At 50.0% G+C, this 15,727-nt stretch carries 15 protein-coding genes; 10 read left to right on the top strand and 5 right to left on the bottom strand.

The window, feature by feature from the left end:
• Positions 1 to 37 precede the first annotated feature (37 nt).
• A complete protein-coding gene (gene rsxA / locus ING2E5A_RS05105; RefSeq protein WP_071136479.1) occupies positions 38 to 622 on the top strand; it encodes an electron transport complex subunit RsxA in 585 nt (194 codons plus the stop codon).
• 105 nt (positions 623 to 727) lie between these two features.
• Positions 728 to 1,864 (top strand): DUF6600 domain-containing protein, encoded by a 1,137-nt coding sequence (locus ING2E5A_RS05100; RefSeq protein WP_071136478.1) that lies wholly within the window; start codon positions 728 to 730, stop codon positions 1,862 to 1,864.
• A gap of 71 nt (positions 1,865 to 1,935) precedes the next feature.
• Here the strand turns inward: ING2E5A_RS05100 and rny are convergent, their stop codons facing one another.
• The 3 genes from rny to ING2E5A_RS05085 form a co-directional block, all read right to left on the bottom strand.
• Positions 1,936 to 3,465 (bottom strand): ribonuclease Y, encoded by a 1,530-nt coding sequence (gene rny, locus ING2E5A_RS05095; protein WP_071136477.1) that lies wholly within the window; start codon positions 3,463 to 3,465, stop codon positions 1,936 to 1,938.
• A gap of 188 nt (positions 3,466 to 3,653) precedes the next feature.
• Positions 3,654 to 3,953, bottom strand: coding sequence for a cell division protein ZapA (locus tag ING2E5A_RS05090; protein WP_071136476.1), 300 nt, complete (start codon positions 3,951 to 3,953; stop codon positions 3,654 to 3,656).
• 16 nt (positions 3,954 to 3,969) lie between these two features.
• A complete protein-coding gene (locus ING2E5A_RS05085) occupies positions 3,970 to 4,260 on the bottom strand; it encodes a hypothetical protein (protein WP_071136475.1) in 291 nt (96 codons plus the stop codon).
• Positions 4,261 to 4,417: 157 nt separating this feature from the next.
• Here ING2E5A_RS05085 and ING2E5A_RS05080 point away from each other — a divergent pair, with 157 nt between their 5' ends.
• Positions 4,418 to 5,092, top strand: coding sequence for a B3/B4 domain-containing protein (locus ING2E5A_RS05080; protein ID WP_071136474.1), 675 nt, complete (start codon positions 4,418 to 4,420; stop codon positions 5,090 to 5,092).
• On the opposite strand, the gene ING2E5A_RS05075 is transcribed toward ING2E5A_RS05080, so the two are convergent.
• Together ING2E5A_RS05075 and ING2E5A_RS05070 are read right to left on the bottom strand one after the other, a co-directional pair.
• A complete protein-coding gene (locus tag ING2E5A_RS05075; protein WP_071136473.1) occupies positions 5,064 to 6,212 on the bottom strand; it encodes a sensor histidine kinase in 1,149 nt (382 codons plus the stop codon). The two genes, ING2E5A_RS05080 and ING2E5A_RS05075, sit on opposite strands and share 29 nt — an antisense overlap.
• A gap of 63 nt (positions 6,213 to 6,275) precedes the next feature.
• Positions 6,276 to 8,213 carry a hypothetical protein gene (locus tag ING2E5A_RS05070; RefSeq protein WP_154670036.1) on the bottom strand — a complete coding sequence of 646 codons (1,938 nt, stop codon included), beginning with the start codon at positions 8,211 to 8,213 and terminating at the stop codon, positions 6,276 to 6,278.
• Positions 8,214 to 8,432: 219 nt separating this feature from the next.
• Between ING2E5A_RS05070 and ING2E5A_RS05065 the strand changes: the two genes are divergently transcribed.
• The 7 genes from ING2E5A_RS05065 (at position 8,433) to ING2E5A_RS05035 (ending at position 15,682) form a co-directional block, all read left to right on the top strand.
• On the top strand, positions 8,433 to 9,260 hold the full coding sequence (locus ING2E5A_RS05065; RefSeq protein WP_071136471.1) for a sugar phosphate isomerase/epimerase family protein: 828 nt from the start codon (positions 8,433 to 8,435) through the stop codon (positions 9,258 to 9,260).
• A gap of 2 nt (positions 9,261 to 9,262) precedes the next feature.
• Complete coding sequence (locus tag ING2E5A_RS05060; protein ID WP_071136470.1) at positions 9,263 to 9,919, top strand: rhomboid family intramembrane serine protease; 657 nt, start codon at positions 9,263 to 9,265, stop codon at positions 9,917 to 9,919.
• A gap of 60 nt (positions 9,920 to 9,979) precedes the next feature.
• A complete protein-coding gene (locus ING2E5A_RS05055) occupies positions 9,980 to 10,549 on the top strand; it encodes an NUDIX hydrolase (protein WP_071136469.1) in 570 nt (189 codons plus the stop codon).
• Positions 10,546 to 11,253 (top strand): SAM-dependent methyltransferase, encoded by a 708-nt coding sequence (locus ING2E5A_RS05050; protein WP_071136468.1) that lies wholly within the window; start codon positions 10,546 to 10,548, stop codon positions 11,251 to 11,253. The genes ING2E5A_RS05055 and ING2E5A_RS05050 overlap by 4 nt, the downstream gene beginning before the upstream one ends.
• Positions 11,254 to 11,266: 13 nt before the next feature.
• Positions 11,267 to 12,265 (top strand): UDP-N-acetylmuramate dehydrogenase, encoded by a 999-nt coding sequence (murB, locus tag ING2E5A_RS05045; RefSeq protein ID WP_071136467.1) that lies wholly within the window; start codon positions 11,267 to 11,269, stop codon positions 12,263 to 12,265.
• Between the two features lie 82 nt (positions 12,266 to 12,347).
• Entirely contained in the window at positions 12,348 to 13,652 is a 1,305-nt protein-coding gene (gene murA, locus ING2E5A_RS05040; RefSeq protein WP_071136466.1) for a UDP-N-acetylglucosamine 1-carboxyvinyltransferase, read from the top strand.
• Positions 13,653 to 13,819: 167 nt separating this feature from the next.
• Complete coding sequence (locus ING2E5A_RS05035; RefSeq protein ID WP_071136465.1) at positions 13,820 to 15,682, top strand: 2-oxoacid:acceptor oxidoreductase subunit alpha; 1,863 nt, start codon at positions 13,820 to 13,822, stop codon at positions 15,680 to 15,682.
• Positions 15,683 to 15,727 lie beyond the last annotated feature (45 nt).

Genomic DNA, 15,727 nt, shown 5'->3' with positions numbered 1-15,727 from the left:
GTTTTGCCAAAACGCGGTACCCGAAACATAAAAGAGTATGGAATACATTGGAATTATAATCGTTGCCATCTTTGTAAACAACATTGTTTACTCGCAATTTCTGGGAATCTGCCCTTTCCTGGGTGTTTCGAAAAAAGTTGACACCGCCATCGGCATGGGGTTGGCCGTTACTTTTGTGCTGACCATCTCCACCATCGTTACCTTTCTCCTGCAAAAGGGGATTCTCGAGCCATTCGGACTGGAATACCTGCAGACCATTTCATTTATTCTGGTTATTGCCGCATTGGTACAGATGGTAGAGATTATCCTGAAAAAGGTCTCACCGTCACTGTATCAGGCATTGGGGGTATTTCTGCCGTTGATCACCACGAACTGTGCCATCCTGGGAGTTGCTATTCTGGTTATTCAGAAAGATTTCAACCTGTTGCAATCGGTAGTCTTTGCCATCTCCACTTCAATCGGCTTTGCGCTGGCGCTGATCATCTTCTCGGGGATACGGGAACAGCTTGCCCTCACCAAGGTACCCAAGGCCATGCAGGGCATACCTATCGCCCTGATTACCGCAGGCATAATCGCCATGGCGTTTATGGGATTCTCAGGAATTGACCAGGTATTCAAATAAGCACTCCTTTTTCCCCGAATAGCTGGACAGATCGTTAAACCAAACGCCCGCCCGTTTGTCATAGAGGTAAACAGAACGACGTTTCACTCTTTAATTGGTACAGATATGAAAAAGTTAATAAACTCCCTCCTGGCAGCCGTCGCAACCATATTGCTTACATCCTGCATGACATTACATGGTGGCGCATATGCCCAGAGCCCTTACGATGGCAATGAGTACTACTACAGCGATAACAATTACTATAACCAGGGCGGAGTAAGCATCCAGCTGTTCTACGATGCCCTGCGGCCTCACGGCAGATGGATCAGAGACAGCAGGTATGGCGATATCTGGATACCAAGGGTGGGACGCAATTTCCATCCCTATGCAACCAACGGTTATTGGGTAATGACCGATTACGGGAACACCTGGGTGTCTGATTTCTCATGGGGGTGGGCACCTTTCCACTACGGACGGTGGTTCTACGATGATTATTACGGATGGGCCTGGATTCCTGGATATGAGTGGGCACCAGCCTGGGTAGTATGGAGGAACGGCGGTGGATATTACGGATGGGCACCGATGGGTCCCCGGATGGGCATCAACATACAGATCAACCTGCCGATAAACTACTGGGTATTCCTGCCTGACAGATACATGTACAACAGAAACATGCACAGGTATTATCCCAAAAGGAATCAATATCAGGTTATCTACAACAGGACCACGATCATCAACAACACCTACATCTATAACAATAACCGTTACTACAGCGGTCCTACAGTCAATGAATACCGCACTACTACAGGAAGAAGCGTAGATGTACGCAAGTTGGAGGTAAATGAACGTTCAGGCAGAACAACGGTTAGCGACCGGTCGGTTAACGCATATGCACCGGTAAACAGCAATCCGCGAAGCAGCGGCGTCTCCAGGTCGGCCAACACAACGAACCAGACCACAAGAGGTTCCTCCTCCACAACACGGAGCTCATCTGCTACAAGTGGAAACGCCAACTCCTCTACCCGCAGCACCACCCGCGAGAGCAACTCCACTCCGGCGCCGGCAGCCAACAAAACAACCACCCGTTCCACCAACCGGAGCAGTGATGCCAACGCAACCCGGAGCAGCAGTTCATCCTCGACAACCAGGGCCACTACCACCCGCTCCTCGAACCAGGGCAGCAGCTCATCCCGCAGCAGCAGCTCATCCTCTTCAAGATCGAGCGAATCGAGATCATCCAGATCTTCTTCGGGAGGCAGGTAATGGGAAGATACAAAAGACAAAAAAAGCCGCAAGAACTGCGGCTTTTTTTGTCATATACTTTTTAGTCCCTCCTATTTCGCATAGCTTACCGCCCGCGTTTCACGGATTACGGTTATCTTCACCTGTCCAGGATAGGTCATGTCGGTCTGGATCTTTCTGGCAATTTCTGCAGAGAGTTTCTCGGTATCCTGATCGTCGAGCTTGTCGGCACCCACGATAACCCGCAGTTCGCGACCGGCCTGAATGGCATAAGTCTTCACCACGCCGGGATAGGAAAGTGCCAAGTTTTCCAGGTCATTCAGGCGCTTCATGTACGCCTCCACGATTTCGTGTCTTGCTCCCGGACGGGCACCTGAGATCGCATCGCAAACCTGCACGATCGGAGCCAGAAGAGTTGTCATCTCCACCTCATCGTGGTGTGATCCGATCGCATTGCAGATATCGGGCTTCTCCTTGTATTTCTCCGCCAGTTTCATACCAAGCAAAGCGTGTGGCAACTCCGGTTCATCATCGGGAACTTTTCCAATATCGTGCAACAACCCGGCACGTCTAGCCTTCTTCGGATTCAATCCAAGCTCTGCAGCCATGATGGCACAGAGATTGGCCGTTTCGCGGGAGTGTTGCAGCAGGTTCTGTCCGTATGAGGAGCGATACTTCATCTTTCCAATCAGCCTTATCAACTCCGGATGCATCCCGTGGATACCGAGATCGATTACTGTCCGCTTACCGGTCTCTACGATCTCCTCCTCGATCTGCTTTTTCACCTTCGCAACCACCTCCTCGATCCGGGCCGGGTGGATACGACCGTCGGCAACAAGCTGATGCAGCGATAGGCGGGCAATTTCACGCCGTACAGGATCGAAACCCGACAACACAATCGCCTCGGGGGTGTCGTCCACAACAATCTCTACCCCGGTTGCAGCCTCCAGTGCGCGGATGTTGCGTCCCTCACGTCCGATGATGCGACCTTTCACCTCATCCGAATCGATGTGGAAGACAGTGACGGCGTTCTCGATAGCCGTTTCGGTAGCTACCCGCTGAATGCTTTGTACAACGATACGCTTGGCCTCCTTGTTTGCCGTCATCTTCGCCTCTTCCATGATCTCGTTGATGTACGACTGGGCGTTGGTTTTCGCCTCCTCCTTGATCGACTCGATCAGTCGCTCCCTGGCTTCATCTGCCGAAAGCCCCGAGATCGCCTCCAGCTGTTCGAGCGATTGACGGTAAATTCTCTCCAACTCGGCACTCTTTTTATCGAGCAGCTCTTGCTGGTTCTCCAGATTAAGACGGATCGTATCGATCTCCTGTCCCTTCTTGCTCAACTCTTCATGCCGCTGATTCAAAGACATCTCTCTCTGTTTCAATCGATTCTCTGCAATCTGCAGTTTCGAGGCACGTGCGTTGGCCTGCTTTTCAGCCTCGGCCTTCATCGAGATGATCTCCTCCTTGGCCTCCAGCAACTTATTCTTCTTGATTACCTCAGCATCTTTTTCAGCGTCGCTCAAGATATTCTGAGCTCGTGAATTGGCTGCCTTACCGGTTAAATACCAGGCAAGAACTGCCCCGATAATTAATCCGATAATTCCTATAACTATTTCCATACTTATGTTTATTAATGATTTATAAAATTCCTGCACCCAATTTACCAAACGAATACAGGAAACAACTCTACTATATTAAATATTTAACACTCAATCAATTTCCAACAAAAAAACGCACCTTTACGGCATGATAGGAATCAACCGTATAAAAGTGCGATGCAAGTTACTCCCGATAATCGGGGTCTGTTCTATTTCTGCAGGAAGATATCCAGTTCCTTGATCAACGAACCGATGGTATCTTCATAGGGTTTCGTATTATTCTTACTCTCAATAGAAAAATTCTCTACCAATGCCTGTATGGCTATCAATGCCATAAAGTCCTGTACGGTCAGATCGGGGTTTTCCCCAAATTTGGCCCGGTACTGATTGATTTTATTGTGTATTGTTTTGGCGGCCTTTCTGAAAGCCTCCTCTTCAGATTGTTTGATCTTCAGAGGGTACTTCCTCCCGTCAATTTCCAATGTTAATAAAAATTTTTCGTCGCCCATAGCATAAATTTTACCTTCAGCTCAATAAATTTATGCACTTATCAACTTCTCGCACTAACTTGGACAGCTTGTTCTTGGCAACTTTAACATCCACCGATGCAGCAGTAATGGTTCTTGCCGTTTTTAAACTATCGTATTTTGTTTTCAGCTGGTCGAGTTGCTCCGTCTTATCAACAAGCTGTTGTTGTACAACCTGTAAATCAGATCTTAACCGATGATTTTCATTTCTGAGGGTGTCGCACATGTACATCACCTGTCTTACTCGAAACTCCAGGTCAGTCAACAACTTTTTTTTCTCTTCAGTCATGGAAAAACAAAAACTCACACAAATATAGTCATTGCTCCGGTTTTTCACAACTTTTCATGGCTTATTTTTCATGAATTCATTTCATTGCGTCAGATTTCCAAAAGATTGGTTGATATTTTGTAATTTTGTGGTTCTTTTTCATAGGGATTGAATCAACATGAACGAAGTGAAGCTTACTGTCAGCAACGAGATTTTAAGGGTTTGTCCCCAATTCTGTCTTTCCGCCATCCGGTGCAAGGTTAAAAACACTCCACACAACAACCAACTATGGGAAGAACTGGAAGCATTCTCGGCAGAATTCCGGTCGCGGTACAGCATGGAGGAGATAAACAAGCGGGAGGCCATTCTTGCCACGCGCCAGGCATACAAAAAACTGGGAAAGGACCCGAACAGGTACCGGCCATCTGCCGAAGCGCTTTGCAGGAGGATCATGAAGGGCAACAGCCTCTACCCTATCGATACGTTGGTCGACCTGATCAACCTGGTTTCACTGAAGACCGGCTATTCCATCGGCGGATTCGATCTCGACCAGATAAGGGGCAACCTCGAACTGGGCGTGGGCATGGCTGGCGAGAGGTTTGAGGCGATCGGACGCGGGCTGCTGAATATTGAAGGATTGCCGGTATATCGCGATGAGATGGGTGGAATAGGCACCCCCACCAGCGACGAGGAACGTACAAAGATTACAGCGGAGACAACCCACCTGTTGATGATCATTAACGGCTATTCCGGCCGGAAGGGTCTGCCCGAAGCAACCTCCTATTCGGTGGAATTGCTGAAGAAGTACGCGGAAGCGCGCGAGATTACCATCTTCTCCTCAACAGAATTCTAAAAGTGGTCCCTTTCCCGATTTCCGACTGTTTTACAAAGATCTTACCGTTGTGATACTCCTTCACTATCCGTTTTGCCAGGGATAACCCCAATCCCCACCCCCGCTCCTTGGTCGTGAAGCCAGGCTGAAAGATGCGGTTGAATCTCGATTTGGCAATACCTTTCCCGGTATCGTCAATATCGAGGTAACAGTAATTTCCTCTCTCTCCCATCGTGTAGGTGATCACCCCTTCACCCCCCATCGCATCAACTGCATTCTTGGTCAGATTCTCCACCACCCAGCTGAATAATGGTTCGTTGAGCTGTACGACAACCGGTGATTCGGGAAACTTGAAGCGCAGCTCCACCTTGCCGGAAATCCGTTTTTCCAGATATGCGACCGATCGCCTCACCACCTCCTGCCATACGGCGGTGCCGGTCTCCGGAACGGAACCGATTTTGGAGAACCGGTCGACAATCACCCTGAGACGATCCACATCCTTGTCTATCTCGGCAATCAATACCGGATCGAAGCTCCTCAGTTTCAAATATTCCGTCCATGCCGTCAAGGCCGAGAGCGGAGTTCCCAGCTGATGTGCCGTCTCTTTGGACAAGCCGGCCCAGATTTTGTTCTGTTGCGCCCTTTGCGAACTGACAAGGCTCGTAAAGGCCAATACTATGAAGACGACAATTGCCGAGAGTTGTACATAGGGATAGAGCTGCAGCCGTTTAAGGATGTAGGAGTCGTCATAATAGAGATACTGGTTGAGCTCTTCAAGCACAATGGGAGCATGCTTTTTTTCAAACTCGACTGTCTTTTTCAGCAGGTAACCGCTCGCATCCCCTTCTGGGATCTTCAGGTTGTTGGCGGAAAAGGAGCCAGCCGTCTTGTCGTGCAAGATTACCGGAATCGTCTTGTTGCTTTGCAGAATCTGCAACACCAGTTTCATGTCGCTGCTCTCACCGCTTTTGGGCAACAACTCCATGGCGGCCGCCCATATCTCGATCTTGCTCCGTTCCTCTTTTGCCAACTGCTTTACAAGCCTGTTCGAAAAAACAAGCGAAACCAGGACAACAGCAACTGCCACAGCCATAAACAGAAGCTTCACCGGTTGCCTCCAGGATTCAAATATAGGAATCATCCGTATCTTTTACCTTAAATTGTCTGCAAAGTAACGAAAAAAGTGCTCATAGAGATGAAAGGGTTATTCCCACAGATCGGGGATGGCGCCATGGCCGCGGGCCCGACCCGGTTTCCTGTCGTACGGTGCCTTTGTCCCCATATGTATGTCAAAAAGAACCTTTGCCGTCTCCTGCATTGCTTCTACCTGATGCCTGTAGGGGCGATCGGTAACGTCGATCAACCCGCAGTTGTAATTCTCCCCGTCGTATCGCCTGCCGGTGATATCCTGATCGTTCCATTGAAAATAGGCTGTACCGATCAGACCGGGGTGAGCATATGCCTGCTCTGTATAGTAACGATAGGCAACCCCCCGTTCCTCCTGCGTATCCACCTGCCAGAGCGATTGGGCCAACCCCCGGTCTACAGTACCGAAATGGTACTCCCCGATGATCATCGGCAGGTTAGTCAATCGCAATGCCCTATCCATCATGCTCTTGCTGGGGGCAAGGGAGTAACTGTTGAAACTAAGCACATCGAAGGCCCTGCTACAGATCAACAACACTTCATCCGCAATCTCATCCAGATTTCCAAACCGGTAACCCAGGTTCAGGTGGTTGGGAGCATACCTCTTTTGTGCCCTGTTTACTGCCTGGATAAATCGCTCAAAGGTTTCCCAGATAAACTTCCGTGACGATTCAGGCGATCTCCCGTGCAGGGCAAAATATTCCGTCAATTTTTGCTTGATGGGGCAATCCTCTCCCTCCATGATAATTGCACAAACCCGCTCCTCATTTCCGATCCAGGCAGGTTCGTTCCCTACAAAGAAACCGATCACCCAGGGATTCTCCTTTTGCACGCCCACTGAATTTCTCATCGCCTCATCCAGATTTTCCTCAAAACCGGGAGCATATACGTCGGCAAGACCCATGAGTCGCCCTTCAACCCCGGCTGTCCGCATGGAGGTAACGAACGCCTTCCGGTTCATCTTCATGATCTCGGCGCTCGACCAGTTGGCAATGGTGTTGATCCCCCATTTTTCCATCCGGCGAATAACCGCCTCACTCGCTTTTTGCCTGTAATCATTACCGTAACGGCGATAGAGGTTCCACTCTCCGAACGAATAGTCGTTCGGATGGCGGGGATCAGCCGGGAACAGCTCCCTGGGAGGTAGCACCTTGAACATCTTCTCGCGTTTATCCACATCTTTTGCCAATCCACCTGGCGTGGGGTGTATACAGTCTACCCCTACCGAGAGGAACAGGTAGCCCTCCGGATCGACAAACCACCACTTCCCATCGATCTGTTCGGTCCTGAAAAAACCGGTCGCCTTCACCCGCTTCTGCTTATAACCTCCAAATTTCGAATAGTTGTAGAGAGTGCTATCTACCGTCTCTTCCTCCTCGGTTTTCCATTCAGCCTGCAGCTGTTCGAGGGAGGTAATTTTGCCCTCATACTCCACCAGGTTCGACTGACCAAACTCATCGATGGCAGGGACAGGCTCCAGGTACTCGTCACCCGGATCATCGACCGTGAGGGTAATATTCCGGATCTCGAACTCAGGATTTCCAATCGGCGCCCTCATCCTGATCCCGATCGAATCGACCCCGTGCAGGGCTCCCCGTTTTCCGCCCAGGTTAATCCAGCCGGTATAACGCGGCTGGTTGTATGTTGCCGCAAGATCGTGCCTCGCGTCGGGAAGTTCCCTGAAAAAACGCAACGGTATGGCGAGCCGGTTCCAGGCATTGGGCACATAACTCATTACACGGAGTTCGTTGTATCCGTTGTCGGTGGTAAAACCCACGTGAAAGCGCTGAGCCGTGGTAATCCTGAACTCCAGTACCACATAGTTGAAATCATCCCAATCGGCCGGCAGATCTGGGTTAATATCCTTTATGGCAAACTTCCTGCCCGACACCTCCTTGGAGCTGTCAAATCTCACTTTGAAACCCTTCTCCCTTGGAGCACATCCAATCATCAAAACAAGCGATAACGCTGCTACATAAAAAGGCACTGTTCTCATAATCTTATATTTTTGGTTATTTTTTATCAACTGATCCAATCATGACTGGCCGATCTATTTCTCCATGTAGCATCCGGCATCCCCCATCTCTGTATCAACCGGATGATTTTTTCACAAAGTAAGAGGTTTTTTTGAACAAAATTGACTTTTAGTTCCCGTTTCTCCTTAAAATTTGTACTTTTGTGGACGAACACATAACACCTTTTAATTTAACGCAAGATGAGAAAAACATTATTATTGCTAACGTGGGTACTATTTTCCCTGTTGGTTCATGCGCAACAACGGCCCGATCCGCAACCGGCACCTGAGACGTCCGAGAAATTTAAGCTGGGAATGGCCGGATACACCTTTGTGAAGTTCGATCTGGACAAGACGCTGGAAATCATGCAGCGTTGCGATGTACACTACCTTTGCATCAAGGATTTTCACCTGCCACTGAACAGTACCGATGAACAGATTGCCGCTTTTCACGCCAAGCTGAAAGCCAAAAACGTGACCGGCTACGCCGTGGGGCCCATCTATATGCGGTCGCAGGAGGAGGTAGACAAGGCATTCGAGTATGCGAAGCGTGTGGGGGTGAAGATGATTGTTGGCGTCCCCAACTATGACCTCTTGCCCTACGTTGACAAGAAGGTGAAGGAGTATGACTTCAAGTATGCCATCCACCTCCATGGACCCGACATGCCGCTCTATCCCGACGCTGAAGATGTCTGGAACAATGTAAAGGATCTTGATCCGCGTATCGGGATGTGTCTCGACATCGGCCACGACCGCCGTAACGGAAAAGATCCCGTAAAGGATCTGAAGAGATACAAGTCGCGCGTTTTCGACATTCACATCAAGGATGTGACGGGTGCCTCCAAGCAGGGTTACTCGGTTGAAATCGGACGTGGAATCCTAGATATCCCGGCATTTGTCAAGATGCTCCGGAAAGTGGGTTACGACGGAGTATGCAGCCTGGAACATGAACGCAACATGGACGACCCGTTCCTCGGTATCGCCGAATCGATTGGTTATTTCCGCGGGGTAATAGCTGCCACAAAATAGGGATGATTACATTCCTGATCATCGGAATTACCGTACTGATATCAGTAGTCGCTTTCGGCAACTACACGATAATGGAGCGATTCATTTTCCGGCCCGCGGAAACCGGGCCTGGAAAATGGTATCGCTTTTTTACCTACGGCGTACTGCATGCCGACTACGCGCACCTTATCTTCAACATGTTCACGCTCTATTTCTTTGGCGGAGTAATCGAGCACACCTTCAAGACGGTACTTGGCGACCAGACAGGTGTTATCTGCTACCTGCTGCTCTACCTGACTGCACTACCCATATCGATCCTGCCCACCTACTTTAAGCAGAAAAACAACACCAACTACCGAGGTCTGGGTGCGTCGGGAGCGGTTTCGGCCGTAATTTTCGCATATATCCTGATCCATCCGATGAATTTCATGGGCATCCTCTTTATCCCGATCTGGCTTCCCGCCTTCCTTTTCGGCACCATCTTCCTGCTCATCTCTGTCGCACTCGACAAAAAACAGGGCGGGGGGATCAATCACTCCGCACACATTACCGGCAGCTTATACGGAATTGCCTTTACCGTGATTCTCTTCATGGCGCTTGCCGACATCAACCTGATCGGTGAATTCGCCCAAAAGATATCGATCCACTCAGTCGGCGACCTCCTCAGGTTCGGTTATTGATTGGTAAAAAGAGCATATCTATGGACATTTTTGCCTAATTTTGCAGGAAAATGTCCACCCATGATTCTGAAAAGCGATAACAAAGCCCTGCATTGGGAAGTGCTGGAGAGCGAATATCTTCACCATGAGCCGTGGTTGACCGTGAGGAAGGAGCGCCTGCAGTTACCCAACGGCACCATTGCCTCCGACTATTACGTGCTGGAATATGCCAACTGGGTAAATATCATTGCTGTTACCCGCGAGAAGAAATTCATCCTGGTGAAACAGTACCGTCATGGCATCGGCCAGGTCTGTTATGAACTGTGTGCAGGCGTTTGTGAAAAATATGACCAGTCGCCACTCGAATCGGCAAAGCGGGAGTTGATGGAGGAGACCGGCTACGGGAACGGGAGATGGAGTGAATTCATCACTCTCTCGCCCAACGCAAGTGCAAATACCAACCTCTCCTACTGTTTTATTGCTGAAGATGTGGAAAAGATAAACGATCAGGCCCTTGAAGAATCGGAAGATCTATCGGTACATCTTTTCTCGCTCGAGGAGCTAAAAGAGTTGCTGATCAATGGCGAAATCATCCAGGCAACCATGGCTGCCCCCTTATGGAAGTATATGGCTCTACACCGTCTCATATGAAAGAAGCGCTCCTATACCTGATTCCCACAACATTGGGAAGTACGCCGGTCGACAGGGTGTTGCCCGCGCATAATATCCGGATAGTTTCCGGATTACGTCACTTTATCGTCGAAAATATCCGTACGGCTCGACGGTTTCTGAAACAATGCGATACGAAGATCGATATCGACTCGCTTACATTCTACGAACTGAATGAACATACCGACCGGCATCACATCTCGGCTTACCTCGAGCCGATCCGGCGGGGAGAGAGCGTGGGAATCATCTCCGAGGCAGGGTGTCCGGCCATTGCCGACCCGGGGGCTGATGTAGTGGCCATTGCACAAGGAGAAAAGATCAAAGTGGTGCCGCTGGTGGGCCCCTCCTCCCTGCTTATGGCGGTAATGGCATCAGGATTCAACGGGCAGAGCTTCGCCTTTCACGGCTATCTTCCCATTGATGGGGGGGAGCGGATAAAGATGCTGAAAAGGGTGGAAAACCGTGCCTATTCGGAAAACCAGACACAACTCTTTATTGAAACACCTTACCGCAACCGGAAACTGGCAGAGGAGATCCTACAGCATTGCAGAGCGGAAACCTTGCTATGCATTGCGATGAACATCTCGTGTGAAGATGAATATATTGTAACAAAACCGGTAAAGGCATGGAGAGACAATCTGCCCGACATGCACAAGAAGCCGACTGTTTTTCTTATCTACAGATAGCTACCCGATTCGAATGGAGATTCAACATAATATCCAGTTACAACCCTACAACTCCTTCAGGACAGGAGCAGTGGCCAAACTTTTCGCACAGCCGGCAACCGTTGCCGCGCTGCAGCAGATTCTTGCCAGATATAAATCTGAGGATAAACTGGTTATCGGAAAGGGGTGCAACCTCTTTTTTACCCGTGATTTCGACGGTCTGGTCATCAAACCCGACATCTCCGGCATCCAGGTTTTGAAGGAGAACGACGACTGGGTGGAGATTGAAGCGGGAGCAGCGGAAGATTGGGACAATTTCGTGGCGTTTTGCGTCTCCAGAGGTTTTGCAGGAGTAGAGAATCTCTCGCTTATTCCCGGAACAGTGGGAGCCGCCCCGATACAGAATATCGGCGCTTACGGCACCGAAGTGAAGGATGTGATTACCCGCGTCGAAGCGGTGAATAGCGTCAGCGGCAACAGGGAGAGCTTCACAAATGCCGCATGCGGCTTCACCTATCGCAACAGCATCTTTAAAGAGACCCGGAGATTTGTAATCACTTCGGTAATCTTCAGGTTGCAAAAAAAATTCAGCTATGTGGAAAAATATGCAGATCTGAAGCAGGAACTGCAGGGGAATCCCCACCCTTCACTACAAGAGGTGAGGGATGCCGTTATCCGGATCCGCACCCGCAAGCTTCCCGACCACCTGAAATTACCCAACGCCGGAAGTTTTTTCAAAAATCCGGTTTTGACTGAACTGGAGAAGGATGAGCTGCTCAAGCTACTACCCGATGCACCCATATACCGTTTTGGCAATAACAGTTATAAGACCTCGGCGGCATACCTGATCGAAAAAGCGGGTTACAAAGGGAGACGAAAGGGAGATGTAGGTATTTACGACCGGCACGCGCTGATCGTTGTGAATTATGGAACCGGGACCGGTAGCGAGATTCTCGACTTTGTCCGGGAGATCCAGCAAGAGGTACAAACCAGATTCAACATCGGACTGGAGCCCGAAGTATGGATATTTTAAGGGGTTGTGCAAAACATGGGGCAGGTTAACACTAAATTCCGTAAATTTGTACTCACCCAATTCTGACATAGAAAATCGACGTATGGCATCATTTATTATCGAAGGCGGGCATCGACTGAAGGGCGAAATAGTCCCCCAGGGAGCCAAAAACGAAGCGTTGCAGGTCATCTGCGCCACACTCCTCACTGAAGAGGAGGTTGTGATCGAAAATATTCCCGACATCCTCGACGTGAACAACCTCATCGCGTTGCTCAAGGATATGGGTGTGGAGGTACGGCAACTGAGTCCCGACACCTATTCCTTCAAGGCGTCATCCATAGATCTGGAGTTTACCAAGACCGAAGATTACATGAAGAAGATCGCCGCCCTGCGCGGATCGATCATGATAATCGGCCCGCTTCTGGCCCGATTTGGAAAAGCTGTTGTCCCCAGACCGGGAGGCGACAAGATCGGTCGCCGGCGGCTCGATACCCACTTCAACGGGATCATGAAGCTCGGGGCAAAACTGGGTTTCGATGAGGAGAAACAACTCTTTTCACTCTCTGCCGAGCGGCTACGCGGCCAGTACATCCTGCTGGACGAGGCATCGGTGACCGGAACTGCCAACCTGTTGATGGCAGCAGTCTTTGCAGAAGGTGAAACCGTTATCTACAATGCTGCATGCGAACCCTATGTGGAGCAACTGAGCAAGATGTTGGTCGGCATGGGGGCAAAAATCGAGGGGATCGGTTCCAACAGGCTCATCGTAAATGGAGTTACAAGACTTGGGGGATGCCGTCACAGGTTGCTCCCCGACATGATCGAGGTGGGCAGTTTTATCGGGATGGCAGCAATGACCACATCGGAGGTGACCATAAAGAACGTATCGGTAGGAAATCTCGGAATCATCCCCGAGAGCTTCCGCAAGTTGGGAATTACGGTCCAACAGCAGGGTGATGACCTCTACATCCCTCCACAGGAGAGCTACACCATCGAATCATTTATCGACGGATCGATCCTAACACTGGCCGATGCCCCATGGCCGGGACTCACACCCGACCTGCTGAGCGTCATGCTGGTTGTCGCCACCAAGGCAGAGGGGTGCGTATTGATTCACCAGAAGATGTTTGAAAGCCGTCTCTTTTTCGTGGACAAGCTTATCGACATGGGAGCGCAGATTATCCTGTGTGACCCCCACCGGGCAACAGTGATCGGCCTGGGCGACCGGTTCAGACTCCGCGGAATGACCATGACCTCACCCGATATTCGCGCCGGGATCTCCCTGCTGATAGCGGCAATGAGCGCCAAGGGAGTAAGCACCATTCACAATATCGATCAGATCGACCGGGGATATCAGAATATCGATTTAAGGTTGAACAGACTGGGAGCAAACATTGAGCGGAGGTAGATTCAAATCCGGATAAAAATTTGCTTTTTCCCCAACTCTTTTGTTACTTTGCAACTTCATTATCAACAATGGTATTAACCTGTCAGGAGATTGAAGCAGCAATTTTTCTGAGCCCGATTGAAAAACCACGCATAGAGGTTAATGATTTATAAATCAAAACATTTATTATGACAAATGAAACTGTTATTACAGATTTGAAGCAGGTAACGATTCGGTTTTCCGGCGACTCGGGCGACGGGATGCAGTTGACCGGAACGTTATTTTCCACCTTGTCTGCTATTTTCGGAAATGAAATCGCCACATTTCCCGATTATCCGGCAGAGATTCGCGCGCCGCAAGGCACGTTAAACGGAGTTTCAGGTTTTCAGGTTCGGGTAGGATCGAAGGATGTCTTCAATGCTGGGGACAAAGCCGATGTACTGGTTGCTATGAATCCAGCCGCTCTGAAGGTCAACCGGCAACACCTGAAAAAAGGGTCAATCGTGATCTTCGATACCGATTCCTTTACCCGCAAAGATCTGGAGAAAGCACTGTTCAAGAGTGAAGATCCCTTTAACGAACTTGACCTCGGTTACGTTCAACCCATTCCGGTTCCCATCACCTCGATGACCAAGGAGTCACTGGCCGATAGCGGGATGGAAAACAAAGATATCTTGCGCAGCAAGAACATGTTTTCTCTTGGCATCGTCTGCTGGCTTTTTAACCGGCCGATCGAAATTGCTGAACAGTTGCTGAGGGACAAATTCAAGAAAAGGCCAAAACTGGTTGAAACCAACATAAAAGCATTGACCGACGGATATAATTTCGGTCACAATACACACCTGACAGCCAGCACCTATCGGATCGACACCGTAAAAACCGGCAAAGGTCTTTATACCGACATCAATGGCAATACCGCCACGGCGTACGGACTGATAGCGGCTGCCGAGAAGGCGGGTGTACAGCTGTTTCTCGGCTCCTACCCCATCACACCGGCCACCGATATCCTTCAGGAGCTCTCCGCAAGGAAGAACCTGGGGGTAAAGGCACTCCAAATGGAAGATGAGATTGCCGGTATCTGCACCGCCATCGGCGCCAGCTTTGCCGGAAGCTTGGGAGCCACATCCACCTCCGGTCCGGGGTTATCACTCAAAAGCGAGGCACTGGGATTGGCCGTCATGACCGAATTGCCGCTGGTAGTGATCGACGTACAGCGGGGTGGCCCCTCAACGGGGATGCCCACAAAAAGCGAACAGGCCGACCTGCTCCAGGCACTTTACGGCAGAAATGGCGAGAGTCCGCTGGTAGTGATTGCCGCCACCACACCCACCGACTGTTTCGACAGCGCCTACTGGGCTTCGAAGATTGCACTGGAACATATGACTCCGGTAATTTTGCTAACTGACGGATATATTGCCAACGGAGCCTCTACATGGAAGATTCCCGATCTGAACGAGTACCCCGCCATCACTCCGCCCTATGTTCAGAAACAGTTTACCGGAGAGAGTGAAGAGTGGAGGCCTTATCTCCGCGACAAGGAGAGCCTGGTCAGGTATTGGAGCGTACCGGGCACCAAAGGATTCATGCATCGCATCGGAGGACTGGAAAAGGATTACCTGACAGGCGTAATCTCGTCTAATCCCGAGAACCATCAGTTGATGGTGAATACCCGCAAGGCCAAGATCGAGAAGATTGCCGATTTCATCCCCGAACAGGAGGTGATCGGCAGCAGTGATGCCGACACGTTGATCGTAGGCTGGGGAGGAACTTACGGCCATTTACTGGAAGCGATGATGCGCATCCAGGACAAGGGGAAGAGGGTGGCATTGGCCCACTTCCGGTTTATCAGCCCCTTGCCGCGTAACACCTACGATATCCTGAAAAGGTACAAAAAGATTATCGTGGCTGAACAAAATACCGGCCACTTTGCATCCTACCTGTCGGGCCAGTTCAACGACCTCAAGATAGACCGGTTCAACCGGGTGGAAGGTCAACCTTTCAGCGTTAGCGAGCTGGTGAACGAGTTTATTAAAATCATAGAAGAGAAGTAGACCAACCGATGTTATTTTGTCACCGTAAATAAAACGGCCATCTAA

The organism is Petrimonas mucosa (assembly GCF_900095795.1).
GTDB lineage: Bacteria > Bacteroidota > Bacteroidia > Bacteroidales > Dysgonomonadaceae > Petrimonas > Petrimonas mucosa.
This window is presented reverse-complemented; position numbering and strand designations above follow the sequence as displayed.